Origin of the sequence: uncultured Escherichia sp. (assembly GCF_948475835.1) — a bacterium.
In the GTDB taxonomy this organism is placed as follows: domain Bacteria; phylum Pseudomonadota; class Gammaproteobacteria; order Enterobacterales; family Enterobacteriaceae; genus ECMA0423.
In genome coordinates this window covers 15,268-29,460 of sequence record NZ_CAOLGM010000026.1, presented here as the reverse complement: position 1 = coordinate 29,460, position 14,193 = coordinate 15,268, and the positions used below count along the sequence as shown (strand labels likewise).

At 54.3% G+C, this 14,193-nt stretch carries 13 protein-coding genes; 9 read left to right on the top strand and 4 right to left on the bottom strand.

The genetic code is table 11. The features are described 5' to 3' along the window. Positions 1-86 precede the first annotated feature (86 nt). Positions 87-1,337, top strand: coding sequence for an enterobactin transporter EntS (gene entS / locus QZF50_RS07610; protein ID WP_001041789.1), 1,251 nt, complete (start codon positions 87-89; stop codon positions 1,335-1,337). Positions 1,338-1,340: 3 nt separating this feature from the next. Here entS and fepB read toward each other — a convergent pair whose 3' ends face one another. Further along, positions 1,341-2,297 carry a Fe2+-enterobactin ABC transporter substrate-binding protein gene (gene fepB / locus QZF50_RS07605; protein WP_001234312.1) on the bottom strand — a complete coding sequence of 319 codons (957 nt, stop codon included), beginning with the start codon at positions 2,295-2,297 and terminating at the stop codon, positions 1,341-1,343. A 188-nt stretch (positions 2,298-2,485) separates the two neighbouring features. Here fepB and entC point away from each other — a divergent pair, with 188 nt between their 5' ends. The 7 genes from entC (at position 2,486) to QZF50_RS07570 (ending at position 9,979) form a co-directional block, all read left to right on the top strand. Beyond that, positions 2,486-3,661 carry an isochorismate synthase EntC gene (entC, locus tag QZF50_RS07600; RefSeq protein WP_290388844.1) on the top strand — a complete coding sequence of 392 codons (1,176 nt, stop codon included), beginning with the start codon at positions 2,486-2,488 and terminating at the stop codon, positions 3,659-3,661. A 9-nt stretch (positions 3,662-3,670) separates the two neighbouring features. Further along, positions 3,671-5,281 carry a (2,3-dihydroxybenzoyl)adenylate synthase EntE gene (gene entE, locus QZF50_RS07595; RefSeq protein WP_000026809.1) on the top strand — a complete coding sequence of 537 codons (1,611 nt, stop codon included), beginning with the start codon at positions 3,671-3,673 and terminating at the stop codon, positions 5,279-5,281. Positions 5,282-5,294: 13 nt separating this feature from the next. Continuing rightward, positions 5,295-6,152: an enterobactin biosynthesis bifunctional isochorismatase/aryl carrier protein EntB gene (gene entB / locus QZF50_RS07590; protein ID WP_001007122.1), complete on the top strand. Its 858-nt coding sequence runs from the start codon at positions 5,295-5,297 to the stop codon at positions 6,150-6,152. After that, on the top strand, positions 6,152-6,898 hold the full coding sequence (entA, locus tag QZF50_RS07585; protein ID WP_000347652.1) for a 2,3-dihydro-2,3-dihydroxybenzoate dehydrogenase EntA: 747 nt from the start codon (positions 6,152-6,154) through the stop codon (positions 6,896-6,898). The genes entB and entA overlap by 1 nt, the downstream gene beginning before the upstream one ends. Before the next feature lie 2 nt (positions 6,899-6,900). Beyond that, positions 6,901-7,314, top strand: coding sequence for a proofreading thioesterase EntH (entH, locus tag QZF50_RS07580; RefSeq protein ID WP_000637953.1), 414 nt, complete (start codon positions 6,901-6,903; stop codon positions 7,312-7,314). 180 nt (positions 7,315-7,494) lie between these two features. Next, complete coding sequence (gene cstA / locus QZF50_RS07575; protein WP_001043157.1) at positions 7,495-9,600, top strand: pyruvate/proton symporter CstA; 2,106 nt, start codon at positions 7,495-7,497, stop codon at positions 9,598-9,600. Between the two features lie 181 nt (positions 9,601-9,781). Further along, a complete protein-coding gene (locus tag QZF50_RS07570) occupies positions 9,782-9,979 on the top strand; it encodes a YbdD/YjiX family protein (RefSeq protein ID WP_000460431.1) in 198 nt (65 codons plus the stop codon). A gap of 9 nt (positions 9,980-9,988) precedes the next feature. On the opposite strand, the gene hcxA is transcribed toward QZF50_RS07570, so the two are convergent. Beyond that, a complete protein-coding gene (gene hcxA, locus QZF50_RS07565; protein WP_290388843.1) occupies positions 9,989-11,077 on the bottom strand; it encodes a hydroxycarboxylate dehydrogenase HcxA in 1,089 nt (362 codons plus the stop codon). Between the two features lie 108 nt (positions 11,078-11,185). Between hcxA and ybdL the strand changes: the two genes are divergently transcribed. Then, a complete protein-coding gene (gene ybdL, locus QZF50_RS07560; protein WP_001748422.1) occupies positions 11,186-12,346 on the top strand; it encodes a methionine-oxo-acid transaminase in 1,161 nt (386 codons plus the stop codon). Here ybdL and QZF50_RS07555 read toward each other — a convergent pair whose 3' ends face one another. Further along, positions 12,347-12,976 (bottom strand): ParB/RepB/Spo0J family partition protein, encoded by a 630-nt coding sequence (locus QZF50_RS07555; protein ID WP_000502941.1) that lies wholly within the window; start codon positions 12,974-12,976, stop codon positions 12,347-12,349. Then, a complete protein-coding gene (locus QZF50_RS07550; RefSeq protein WP_061892179.1) occupies positions 12,949-14,169 on the bottom strand; it encodes a phosphoadenosine phosphosulfate reductase in 1,221 nt (406 codons plus the stop codon). The genes QZF50_RS07555 and QZF50_RS07550 overlap by 28 nt, the downstream gene beginning before the upstream one ends. Positions 14,170-14,193 lie beyond the last annotated feature (24 nt).

Sequence of the window (14,193 nt, the reverse complement as noted above, 5' to 3'; positions counted from 1 at the left end):
AATTATCGTTATCGATCTTATTTGGATATGTTAGCATGTGCAGCCTAAGAATAGGTATTTAAAATATTTGATGGCAAGGCATTGTAATGAATAAACAATCCTGGCTGCTTAACCTCAGCCTGTTGAAAACGCACCCGGCGTTTCGCGCAGTATTCCTCGCTCGTTTTATCTCAATTGTGTCTCTGGGTTTGCTCGGCGTCGCGGTGCCGGTGCAGATCCAGATGATGACGCATTCTACCTGGCAGGTGGGGCTTTCGGTGACGCTGACCGGCGGCGCGATGTTTGTTGGCCTGATGGTTGGCGGTGTGCTGGCGGATCGCTATGAGCGCAAAAAAGTGATTTTGCTGGCGCGCGGCACCTGTGGCATTGGCTTCATTGGACTGTGCCTTAATGCACTGCTGCCGGAGCCGTCATTGCTGGCAATCTATTTACTTGGTTTATGGGATGGTTTTTTCGCATCGCTTGGCGTTACGGCGCTATTGGCGGCGACACCAGCACTGGTAGGGCGTGAAAACTTAATGCAGGCCGGGGCGATCACCATGTTGACCGTGCGTCTGGGGTCGGTGATTTCGCCCATGATTGGCGGTTTATTGCTAGCGACCGGTGGCGTAGCCTGGAACTACGGGCTGGCGGCGGCGGGCACGTTTATTACCTTGCTACCGTTGTTAAGCCTTCCGGCGTTGCCACCGCCACCGCAGCCGCGTGAGCATCCGTTGAAATCATTACTGGCAGGATTTCGTTTTCTGCTTGCCAGCCCGCTGGTGGGCGGGATTGCGCTGCTGGGTGGTTTATTGACGATGGCGAGCGCGGTGCGGGTACTGTATCCGGCGCTGGCTGACAACTGGCAGATGTCAGCGGCACAGATTGGTTTTCTCTACGCGGCGATCCCGCTCGGCGCGGCTATTGGTGCGTTAACCAGCGGGAAGCTGGCACATAGTGCGCGACCAGGGTTATTGATGCTGCTCTCCACGCTGGGATCGTTCCTCGCCATTGGTCTGTTTGGCCTGATGCCGATGTGGATTTTAGGCGTGGTTTGTCTGGCGCTGTTCGGCTGGCTGAGCGCGGTTAGTTCGTTGCTGCAATATACAATGCTGCAAACGCAAACCCCGGAAGCGATGTTAGGGCGGATTAACGGTTTGTGGACGGCGCAGAACGTGACGGGCGATGCCATAGGCGCGGCGCTGCTGGGTGGTTTGGGCGCGATGATGACACCGGTTGCTTCCGCAAGCGCGAGCGGTTTTGGTTTGTTGATTATCGGCGTGTTGTTATTGCTGGTGCTGGTGGAGTTGCGACGTTTTCGCCAGACGCCGCCGCAGGTGACAGCGTCTGACAGTTAATGCTTAAAACAGCGCCTTAAGTCGTTCCAGCACTTGCATGGCGCTGTAGTAATCCAGGCGGAACGTCTCGGTTCCCAGCGCATAAACCTGCTTGTTTTGTACTGCGGGCAGGTGCGCGAGCAGTGGATTGGCATAAATCGCATCGGCATCTTTCTGATCACCGGCGAACAGGAATAGTGACTCGCCATTTAACCCAGCAGCCAGATTTTCCCCACCAAGCTGAATGATGTCATGGCGTTTGCCCTGGCTTTGGCTGGCGTTTAACCCTGCGGGCAACTTCGCCAGCGTAAAGCCGAGTTGTTCCAGCATCTGCCCTTGTGCTGATTCCGGCGTCCAGAGATTGGCACTGTGTGCAGCGGCGGTATAGACAATGGCAGTGACCGGCTGCGGCGGTAATTTGATTTGCTCTTTCGCCGCTGCCAGTTGCTTATCAAACTGTGCAATCCGCTCTGCCGCTTGTTTCTCATGCCCGGTAATTTCGCCAAGCTGCGTTAACAGCGACTGCCAGCTTTTGTCGTCGTAATTGATGATTAATGTCGGGGCGATGGTGGAAAGCTGATCATACAGTGCCAGCGCCGAATCCCCGCCGGTTGCGCTAATTAAAATCAGATCCGGCATTTGCGCGGCAACGGCTTCGGCGCTCGGTTCGCCGATATAGAGCCGTTGCAGTTTGCGTTCTTTCGCCACCTTGCTCCACTGGCGTAAAAAGCCCTGGTCATCCGCGACGCGGTTATTCGGCGTGGTCGCGCCGCTGGCGATCACCGGAGCATCAATCGCCAGCAGTGAGCCGGTCAGGGTGACGCTGGTGGAAACAATACGCTGCGGCTGGCTTTCCAGTGTATGTGTGCCACGGCTGTCAGTAATCTGACGCGGCCAGTCAGCGGCCTGAACTGCGGCTATTCCTGAAAGTAAAAGTCCTGTTAATAGAAGGGCGTTGCGGTAGAGCGGGGCGAGTCTCACAAATCAGCTTCCTGTTATTAATGAAGTTAATGCTTCTCATTTTCATTGTAACCACAACCAGATGCAACCCCGAGTTGCAGATTGCGTTACCTCAAGAGTTGACATAGTGCGCGTTTGCTTTTAGGTTAGCGACCGAAAATATAAATGATAATCATTATTAAAGCCTTTATCATTTTGTGGAGGATGATATGGATACGTCACTGGCTGAGGAAGTACAGCAGACCATGGCAACACTTGCGCCCAATCGCTTTTTCTTTATGTCGCCGTACCGCAGTTTTACGACGTCAGGATGTTTCGCCCGTTTCGATGAACCGGCTGTGAACGGGGATTCGCCCGACAGTCCCTTCCAGCAAAAACTCGCCGCGCTGTTTGCCGATGCCAAAGCGCAGGGCATCAAAAATCCGGTGATGGTCGGGGCGATTCCCTTCGATCCACGTCAGCCTTCGTCGCTGTATATTCCCGAATCCTGGCAGTCGTTCTCCCGTCAGGAAAAACAAGCTTCCGCCCGCCGTTTCACCCGCAGCGAGTCGCTGAACGTGGTAGAACGCCAGGCAATTCCGCAACAAACCACGTTTGAACAGATGGTTGCTCGCGCTGCCGCACTTACCGCCACGCCGCAGGTCGACAAAGTGGTGTTGTCACGGTTGATTGATATCACCACTGACGCCGCCATTGATAGTGGCGTATTGCTGGAACGGTTGATTGCGCAAAACCCGGTTAGTTACAACTTCCATGTCCCGCTGGCTGATGGCGGCGTCCTGCTGGGGGCCAGCCCGGAACTGCTGCTACGTAAAGACGGCGAGCGTTTTAGCTCCATTCCGTTAGCCGGTTCCGCGCGTCGTCAGCCGGATGAAGTGCTCGATCGCGAAGCGGGTAATCGTCTGCTGGCGTCAGAAAAAGATCGCCATGAACATGAACTGGTGACTCAGGCGATGAAAGAGGTACTGCGCGAACGCAGTAGTGAGTTACACGTTCCCTCCTCTCCACAATTGATTACCACGCCGACGCTGTGGCATCTCGCAACTCCCTTTGAAGGTAAAGCGAATTCGCAAGAAAACGCACTGACTCTGGCCTGTCTGCTGCATCCAACCCCCGCGCTGAGCGGTTTCCCGCATCAGGCCGCGACCCAGGTTATTGCTGAACTGGAGCCATTCGACCGCGAACTGTTTGGCGGCATTGTGGGTTGGTGTGACAGCGAAGGTAACGGCGAATGGGTGGTGACCATCCGCTGCGCGAAGCTGCGGGAAAATCAGGTGCGTCTGTTTGCCGGAGCGGGGATTGTGCCTGCGTCGTCACCGTTGGGTGAGTGGCGCGAAACAGGCGTCAAACTTTCTACCATGTTGAACGTTTTTGGATTGCATTAAGGAGCGAGGATGAGCATTCCATTCACCCGCTGGCCGGAAGAGTTTGCCCGTCGCTATCGGGAAAAAGGCTACTGGCAGGATTTGCCGCTGACCGACATTCTGACTCGCCACGCTGCGAGTGACAGCATCGCGGTTATCGACGGCGAGCGACAGTTGAGTTACCGGGAGCTGAATCAGGCGGCGGATAACCTCGCGTGTAGTTTACGCCGTCAGGGCATTAAACCTGGTGAAACCGCGCTGGTACAACTGGGTAACGTCGCTGAATTGTATATTACCTTTTTCGCGCTGCTGAAACTGGGCGTTGCGCCGGTGCTGGCGCTGTTCAGCCATCAGCGTAGTGAACTGAACGCCTATGCCAGCCAGATTGAACCCGCATTGCTGATTGCCGATCGCCAACATGCGCTGTTTAGCGGGGATGATTTCCTCAATACTTTCGTCACAGAACATTCCTCCATTCGCGTGGTGCAACTGCACAACGACAGCGGTGAGCATAACTTGCAGGATGCGATTAACCATCCGGCTGAGGATTTTACTGCCACGCCATCACCTGCTGATGAAGTGGCCTATTTCCAGCTTTCCGGCGGCACCACCGGCACACCGAAACTGATCCCGCGCACTCATAACGACTACTACTACAGCGTGCGTCGTAGCGTCGAGATTTGTCAGTTCACACGACAGACACGCTACCTGTGCGCGATCCCGGCGGCTCATAACTACGCCATGAGTTCGCCGGGATCGCTGGGCGTCTTTCTTGCCGGAGGAACGGTTGTTCTGGCGGCCGATCCCAGCGCCACGCTTTGCTTCCCATTGATTGAAAAACATCAGGTGAACGTCACCGCGCTGGTGCCACCGGCAGTCAGCCTGTGGTTGCAGGCGCTGACCGAAGGTGAAAGCCGGGCGCAGCTTGCCTCGCTGAAACTGTTACAGGTCGGCGGCGCACGTCTTTCTGCCACCCTTGCGGCGCGTATTCCCGCTGAGATTGGCTGCCAGTTGCAGCAGGTGTTTGGCATGGCGGAAGGGCTGGTGAACTACACCCGTCTTGATGATAGCGCGGAGAAAATTATCCATACCCAGGGTTACCCAATGTGTCCGGACGATGAAGTATGGGTTGCTGATGCTGAAGGAAATCCACTGCCGCAAGGGGAAGTTGGACGCCTGATGACCCGCGGTCCATACACCTTCCGTGGCTATTACAAAAGCCCGCAGCACAATGCCAGCGCCTTTGATGCCAACGGTTTTTACTGTTCCGGCGATCTGATCTCTATTGATCCAGAGGGGTACATCACCGTGCAGGGGCGCGAGAAAGATCAGATCAACCGTGGCGGTGAGAAGATCGCTGCCGAAGAGATCGAAAACCTGCTGCTGCGCCACCCGGCGGTGATCTACGCCGCACTGGTGAGCATGGAAGATGAGCTGATGGGCGAAAAAAGCTGCGCTTATCTGGTGGTAAAAGAGCCGCTGCGCGCGGTGCAGGTGCGTCGTTTCCTGCGTGAACAGGGTATTGCCGAATTTAAATTACCGGATCGCGTGGAGTGTGTAGATTCACTTCCGCTGACGGCGGTCGGGAAAGTCGATAAAAAACAATTACGTCAGTGGCTGGCGTCACGCGCATCAGCCTGAAGGAGAGAACACGATGGCTATTCCAAAATTACAGGCTTACGCACTGCCGGAGTCTCACGATATCCCTAAGAATAAAGTTGACTGGGCCTTTGAACCGCAACGTGCCGCGTTGTTAATCCATGATATGCAGGACTATTTTGTCAGCTTCTGGGGCGAGAACTGCCCGATGATGGAGCAGGTGATCGCGAATATTGCTGCGCTGCGCGACTACTGCAAACAGCACAATATTCCGGTTTATTACACCGCCCAGCCGAAAGAGCAGAGCGATGAAGATCGGGCGCTGTTGAATGATATGTGGGGGCCGGGCCTGACCCGTTCGCCGGAACAGCAAAAGGTGGTGGATCGCCTGACGCCAGATGCCGACGACACGGTGCTGGTGAAGTGGCGCTACAGCGCGTTTCATCGTTCTCCGCTGGAGCAAATGCTCAAAGAGAGTGGACGTAACCAGCTGATTATTACCGGGGTATATGCCCACATTGGCTGTATGACTACCGCAACCGACGCATTTATGCGCGATATTAAACCGTTTATGGTGGCGGATGCGCTGGCCGATTTCAGCCGTGACGAGCATTTGATGTCGCTGAAATATGTGGCCGGACGTTCTGGCCGGGTGGTGATGACCGAAGAATTGCTGCCAGCACCTGTCCCCGCCAGCAAAGCGGCGCTGCGTGAGGTGATCCTGCCGTTGCTGGACGAGTCCGATGAACCGTTCGATGACGACAACCTGATCGACTACGGTCTGGATTCGGTGCGCATGATGGCGCTGGCGGCGCGCTGGCGCAAAGTGCATGGTGATATCGATTTTGTCATGCTGGCGAAAAACCCGACCATCGACGCCTGGTGGAAGCTACTCTCCCGCGAGGTGAAATAATGGATTTCAGCGGTAAAAATGTCTGGGTAACCGGCGCAGGTAAAGGTATCGGCTACGCCACGGCGCTGGCGTTTGTTGAGGCGGGAGCGAAAGTTACAGGTTTTGATCAAGCGTTCACTCAGGAGCAATATCCCTTTGCGACCGAAGTGATGGATGTTGCCGACGCTGCGCAGGTGGCGCAAGTGTGTCAGCGACTGTTAGCTGAAACGGAGCGACTGGACGCGCTGGTCAATGCGGCGGGAATTTTACGCATGGGCGCGACAGACCAACTGAGCAAAGAGGACTGGCAGCAGACTTTTGCGGTTAACGTCGGCGGTGCGTTTAACCTGTTTCAGCAAACCATGAACCAGTTTCGCCGTCAGCGGGGCGGGGCGATTGTCACTGTGGCGTCCGACGCCGCACACACGCCGCGTATTGGTATGAGTGCTTATGGCGCATCGAAAGCGGCGCTGAAAAGCCTGGCGTTGAGCGTCGGGCTGGAACTGGCGGTTAGCGGCGTGCGCTGTAATGTGGTTTCGCCTGGCTCCACCGACACCGATATGCAACGCACGCTGTGGGTGAGCGATGACGCCGAAGAACAGCGTATTCGCGGCTTTGGCGAGCAGTTTAAACTCGGCATTCCGCTGGGGAAAATCGCCCGTCCACAAGAGATCGCCAACACGATTTTGTTCCTCGCCTCTGACCTCGCCAGCCATATCACCCTACAGGATATTGTGGTCGATGGCGGCTCAACGCTGGGGGCATAAGCATGATCTGGAAACGCCATTTAACGCTCGACGAACTGAACGCCACCAGCGATAACACAATGGTGGCGCATCTGGGAATTGTGTATACCCGTCTGGGAGATGATGTGCTGGAAGCCGAAATGCCGGTTGATACCCGTACTCATCAGCCGTTTGGCCTGCTGCATGGCGGCGCGTCAGCGGCGCTGGCTGAAACGCTGGGATCGATGGCCGGATTTATGATGACCCGTGACGGGCAGTGTGTGGTGGGTACGGAACTTAACGCCACCCATCATCGCCCGGTGTCTGAAGGCAAGGTACGCGGCGTCTGCCAGCCGCTGCATCTTGGGCGGCAAAATCAGAGCTGGGAAATCGTCGTTTTCGATGAACAGGGGCGGCGTTGCTGCACTTGTCGGCTGGGTACGGCAGTTTTGGGATGAGCCCGACAGAATTAAATGAGATTGCAGGAAAACTCGGTTAACGGAGTGATCGAGTTAACATTGTTAAGTTAAATATTGGTTTCAACTCCGATTTACATGGTTACCGTGTTGTTAAATCGTACAAAGATGTTATAGAAACAAAATGTAACATATCTATGGACACGCACACGGATAACAACTATGAACAAATCAGGGAAATACCTCGTCTGGACAGTGCTCTCTGTAATGGGAGCATTTGCTCTGGGATACATTGCTTTAAATCGTGGGGAACAGATCAACGCGCTGTGGATTGTGGTGGCGTCGGTCTGTATCTATCTGATCGCTTACCGTTTTTATGGGCTGTATATCGCCAAAAATGTGCTGGCGGTTGACCCGACGCGTATGACGCCAGCGGTGCGCCATAACGACGGGCTGGACTATGTGCCGACGGACAAGAAAGTGCTGTTCGGTCACCATTTTGCGGCCATTGCCGGAGCAGGTCCGTTGGTTGGGCCGGTACTGGCGGCGCAAATGGGTTACCTGCCAGGGATGATCTGGCTGCTCGCCGGGGTGGTTCTCGCCGGTGCGGTGCAGGATTTCATGGTGCTGTTTGTTTCTACGCGCCGTGACGGTCGATCGCTGGGTGAGCTGGTCAAAGAAGAGATGGGGCCAACCGCCGGGGTGATAGCGCTGGTGGCCTGCTTTATGATCATGGTCATTATCCTTGCAGTACTGGCGATGATCGTGGTGAAAGCCCTGACTCATAGCCCGTGGGGAACGTATACCGTTGCGTTCACCATTCCGCTGGCGCTGTTTATGGGGATCTACCTGCGCTATCTGCGTCCGGGGCGTATTGGTGAAGTGTCGGTCATCGGTCTGGTATTCCTGATTTTCGCCATTATCTCTGGCGGCTGGGTGGCAGAAAGTCCGACCTGGGCACCGTACTTTGACTTTACCGGCGTGCAGCTGACCTGGATGCTGGTGGGTTACGGTTTTGTGGCGGCGGTGCTGCCGGTGTGGTTGCTGCTGGCCCCGCGTGACTACCTCTCTACCTTCCTGAAAATCGGGACGATCGTCGGTCTGGCGGTAGGCATTTTGATTATGCGCCCGACGCTGACCATGCCTGCGCTGACCAAATTTGTCGATGGCACTGGCCCGGTATGGACCGGTAACCTGTTCCCGTTCCTGTTTATCACCATCGCCTGTGGCGCGGTGTCTGGCTTCCATGCGCTGATCTCTTCCGGCACCACGCCGAAGATGCTGGCGAACGAAGGGCAGGCTTGTTTTATCGGCTACGGTGGAATGTTGATGGAATCCTTCGTGGCGATTATGGCGCTGGTTTCCGCCTGTATCATCGATCCGGGCGTTTACTTTGCCATGAACAGCCCAATGGCGGTGCTGGCTCCGGCAGGGACGGCGGATGTGGTCGCTTCTGCCGCGCAGGTGGTGAGTAGCTGGGGCTTTAGCATTACACCAGATACGCTCAACCAGATTGCCAGCGAAGTGGGTGAACAGTCGATCATTTCCCGTGCGGGCGGTGCGCCGACGTTGGCGGTGGGGATGGCTTACATCCTGCACGGTGCGCTGGGTGGTATGATGGATGTGGCGTTCTGGTATCACTTCGCCATTCTGTTTGAAGCTCTGTTTATTCTGACGGCGGTAGATGCGGGTACGCGTGCTGCGCGCTTTATGTTGCAGGATCTGCTGGGCGTGGTGTCTCCTGGCCTGAAGCGGACCGATTCACTGCCTGCTAACCTGCTGGCAACGGCGCTGTGCGTACTGGCGTGGGGCTACTTCCTCCATCAGGGCGTGGTCGATCCGCTGGGCGGTATTAACACTCTGTGGCCGCTGTTTGGTATTGCCAACCAGATGCTGGCAGGGATGGCGCTGATGCTCTGTGCCGTGGTGTTGTTCAAGATGAAACGTCAACGTTACGCCTGGGTGGCGCTGGTACCAACGGCCTGGCTACTGATTTGTACCCTGACCGCAGGCTGGCAGAAAGCGTTTAGCCCGGATGCGAAAGTCGGCTTCCTGGCCATTGCTAACAAGTTCCAGGCAATGATCGACAGCGGCAATATTCCGTCGCAGTATACTGAGTCACAGCTGGCGCAACTGGTGTTCAACAACCGTCTGGATGCCGGGTTAACCATCTTCTTTATGGTGGTCGTGGTGGTTCTGGCACTGTTCTCGATTAAGACGGCACTTGCGGCATTGAAAGAGCCGAAGCCAACGGCGAAAGAAACGCCGTATGAGCCAATGCCGGAAAATGTTGAGGAGATCGTAGCGCAGGCGAAAGGTGCGCACTAAAGTCAGAGTGAGGGGGGATGTTGGCGAATGTTGGCATAGTGCCGAGGGTTCCCCCTCACCCTAACCCTCTCCCCGATGGGGCGAGGGGACTGACCGAGTGCGTTGATAGCATTTGTAGGCCGGATAAAGCGTTCACGCCGCATCCGGCACTCTTTCAGCAACATGGTTAGCGGAGGCCAAGATGTTTGATTCACTGGCAAAAGCCGGAAAATATTTAGGTCAGGCGGCGAAGCTGATGATTGGTATGCCTGATTACGACAACTATGTCGAACATATGCGGGTTAACCATCCCGATCAAACGCCGATGACCTACGAGGAGTTTTTCCGTGAGCGGCAGGACGCGCGCTACGGTGGAAAAGGCGGCGCGCGCTGCTGCTAAATTTGCACGTCAGGCTTTAAACGATTCCACTTTTTCGAACGCTGCACGCAACGTATCTGGTGTCAGCGTGACTGGCAGGTAATGAATGGACTCCACCGGGCGCAAGGTGTGGGCAATCACTTTGTCGATCTCCGCCTGATTATTGATATCCACTTCCAGCTCCGCCAGCGTAGTCGGCAGATGAAAACGCTGATACGCCCCGGTTAATTGCGCCAGCACATCATCCTGACCCAGCAAGGCGCTTTGCACCAGAATTCCGTAAGCGACTTTGGTGCCGTGGAGAAATTTCTCGGTTTGCGGCAGGACAGGCAGACCGTTATGCACGGCATGGGCCGCAGCCACACGCGTAAAACGATCGCCCAGACCACCGACCATTCCACCCCCGGCGATAATCGCATCCACCACATCGCAAAATGATTGCGTTAACTGCTGATTTTGCTGATCGGCAAGTGCCTGTTCGCTACTGTTTAACAATACGTCGCGAATGGCCTGCGCATTATTGATCCCCAGTCGCACGGTTAGCGGCAACGTTTCTGGTTGCGGAGCCAGCACCACCGCTTCATACCATTTCGCCAGCGTGTCACCGATCCCCGCCAGCAGATATTGTTGCGGTGCATTGAGGATAATCTCCGGTTCCACCAGCACCATAAAATTGGCGTCGTCGAAAATCTCATAATGCAGCGCCTGTCCGGCATCGTTATACCAGACGGAGAGCGGTGTCCAGGCTGCGCAGGTGGCGGCGATCGTCGGAGCGGCAACAAATGGCAGACCGAGACGGCGGGCGAGGGCTTTCGCGGTGTCGAGCAGTGCGCCGCCGCCGACGCCAATCACCACGCTGCGATCGTCACCGGACTCAGCCGCCAGTTGCTGTACATCGCTTTCGCTGCAATGACCACGAAACAAAATATGCTTTGCCCCTGGAAGTCCAAACGCTGGCGGAAGTTTGGTTTGCGCCGCAGCAATGGCGCGTTTGCCGTAGATCCACACCGCGCGAGAAAGTTGTTCATCAGTGAAAAAATCGTGCAGGTGATTGAAACTTCCTGGATGTGAAAAGTAGTTAGCCGGGCCGACGACCACGCGGATAGGATTGTGAGGCATGTTGTGTTGTCCTTATTGTTTTATTTAGACATCTAAACGTCTTGATTGCCAAATACTAGCATCGTGTTATAGTGCCTTCAACACGCAACTTCGTCAGGTACAATAAAAATGACAAATAACCCTCTGATTCCACAAAGCAAACTTCCACAACTTGGCACCACTATTTTCACCCAGATGAGCGCGCTGGCGCAGCAACACCAGGCGATTAACCTGTCGCAAGGCTTTCCTGATTTTGATGGTCCGCGCTATTTACAGGAGCGGCTGGCGTACCACGTTGCCCAGGGGGCAAACCAATACGCGCCCATGACCGGCGTGCAGGCCTTGCGCGAGGCGATTGCTCAGAAAACGGAACGTTTGTATGGCTATCAACCAGATGCCGATAGCGATATCACCGTAACGGCAGGGGCGACGGAAGCGTTATACGCGGCGATTACCGCACTGGTGCGCAATGGCGATGAAGTGATTTGTTTTGATCCCAGCTATGACAGTTACTCCCCCGCCATCGCGCTTTCTGGGGGAATAGTGAAGCGTATGGCACTGCAACCACCGCATTTTCGCGTTGACTGGCAGGAATTTGCCGCATTATTAAGCGAGCGCACCAGACTGGTGATCCTCAACACTCCGCATAACCCCAGTGCAACTGTCTGGCAGCAGGCTGATTTCGCCGCTTTGTGGCAGGCGATCGCCGGGCACGAGATTTTTGTCATTAGCGATGAAGTCTACGAGCACATCAACTTTTCACAACAGGGCCATGCCAGTGTGCTGGCGCATCCGCAGCTGCGTGAGCGGGCAGTGGCGGTTTCTTCATTTGGCAAGACCTATCATATGACCGGCTGGAAAGTGGGTTATTGTGTTGCGCCAGCGCCCATCAGCGCCGAAATTCGCAAGGTACATCAGTATCTGACCTTTTCGGTGAATACCCCGGCACAGCTGGCGCTTGCTGATATGCTACGTGCAGAACCTGAGCATTATCTTGCGTTACCGGACTTTTATCGCCAGAAGTGCGATATTCTGGTGAATGCTTTAAATGAAAGCCGGCTGGAGATTTTACCGTGTGAAGGTACATACTTTTTGCTGGTGGATTACAGCGAGGTTTCTACCCTGGATGATGTTGAGTTTTGCCAGTGGCTGACGCAGGAGCACGGCGTAGCGGCGATTCCGCTGTCGGTGTTTTGCGCCGATCCCTTCCCACATAAACTGATTCGTCTCTGTTTTGCCAAGAAGGAATCGACGTTGCTGGCAGCAGCTGAACGCCTGCGCCAGCTTTAGTTATTTAACCGTCCAGGCGCGGGAATATTGACGGTCGGCAAACAGCTCTTGCAGGCCGTTAATTTGCTTCAGGCGCAGCACTTCGTCGCTGTCCATTCCTAGCTCTTTGCCAATTTTATTATCGTCCCATCCCAACTGGCTAAGTTCACGGACGATTTCCGACATGGCGGTGATTTGATGGCGTCCACGAGCGCGATTATGACGAATAGTCGCGGCGATGCGTTGATTACGCGTACCTTCCAGACAGGTCACCGGCAAATAACCTTTTAAGCGTAATTTTAATGATGATGAGCCTTTACCAATTTCATGGCGGTGAAAACCATCCACGATTTCCAGGGCATTTTTATCCGTATGCGTGACCACAATGGGTTGGGTAAAACCATCTATTTCAATGGATTTTTTCAGCAGTTTTTTTTCGGGTGGTGCCACGTTGTTTGGGTTGTAATCATTAGGCATAAGTTGGCTGTTTTTAACCCACAGAACGCAATCCACTGGCTCTTCACGAAAGGGGCTAACCTGATGGATCGCCATGCGGATTTCATTAATCGCTTTGATGCGATCATCTTCCGGCAAGCTGGCGAGAAATTGCGTTAAATCCTGCGTTAATCGTTGTTGCATAGTATCCCCCATTCCTGACGTTTTCCTTTTATCCGTTCGTTATAACGCTGATAGTTCTTCGCTTTCGTAGGACTAAATGATAATGCCCGACACCAGTAATCGTTATTGAGTAAAACTTTGCATATCCGCCGCCAGGAGGGGATATCTTTCGCGCCAATGTCCCCTTGCTGGGTTTGTGGAACCTCGATGCCTTTTTTCTGATACCAGTGCAAATAAATGGCGATTTTATTGCGGTAATGCTCAGCTGTTTTTTCCGGCATGCTATTGAGCAGCAATAATGCATATTTTTGCCAGTCTAAATGTTCTGGCTTGAGGATTTTCCGATGCCCATAGAAATGATTATCATGTCCGGCGTAAATGCCGCCACTTTTTACCCCGCTGACTCGTGCGCACATAGCAGCCCAGCGATCCGGTTCGATAACGTGATAGAGCCATAATCCTTGTCGTTGCTCCGGGCCAAAAGGTTCGCAAATTCGCATATGACGCAGAGGAACGCCTGCCTGATACATTAGGTTATACAGTGGGTTGCAGAGACTTTGATGATTTGCATACCAGGTCCAGATATCAGCCACTTTCCAGTCGTAAATGGGGTAAATGTACCAGCTATGACCGCCTGGTGCGGCCGTAGTCCAGGGTTTATCGTCGGCAAAACGTTGTTTATTTAAACTGGCGATGGCGACAAAACGGTTGTAGGACTCATCCGCACGGATGCCGATCATCATCGCCGCCGGACGTTTTTGTGAAAACCATTCGGCAAACTCACGTACAAATTGTTCGAAGGTCATGCCTGGCTGGTAAAAGGAGAAAAAGTCAGGGTCGGTTATCGCATCTTGGGGAGGTTGACGTACCCATTCGACATCAGGTTCCCAGCACTGCCATTCGGGTTGGTATTGTGAAAGGGAATTTTGCGTCGTAAGCGGGAGCGCAACCCAGTAAAACTCTTCGATGACATCGGTGTACAACTCGCGCAGGGACTGAACATAGTTAATGGTGCAAGAGAATTGCGCCTCCCAGTCGATAAACAAAACGCAGATTTTTTTGCCCATTTGTCGGGCAAGTTCGGCTGTCAGATGCAGCATTAAACCAGAGTCTTTGCCGCCAGAAAATGAGACACAAACGCGGGGTAGGGTGTTGAGTGTCCAGGTAATACGCTCTCGTGCAGCTTCCAGAATATTGAGCGGAAGAGGAATTTTATAAATAGACATCTGAAGACGCTCTCTGAACGTTAC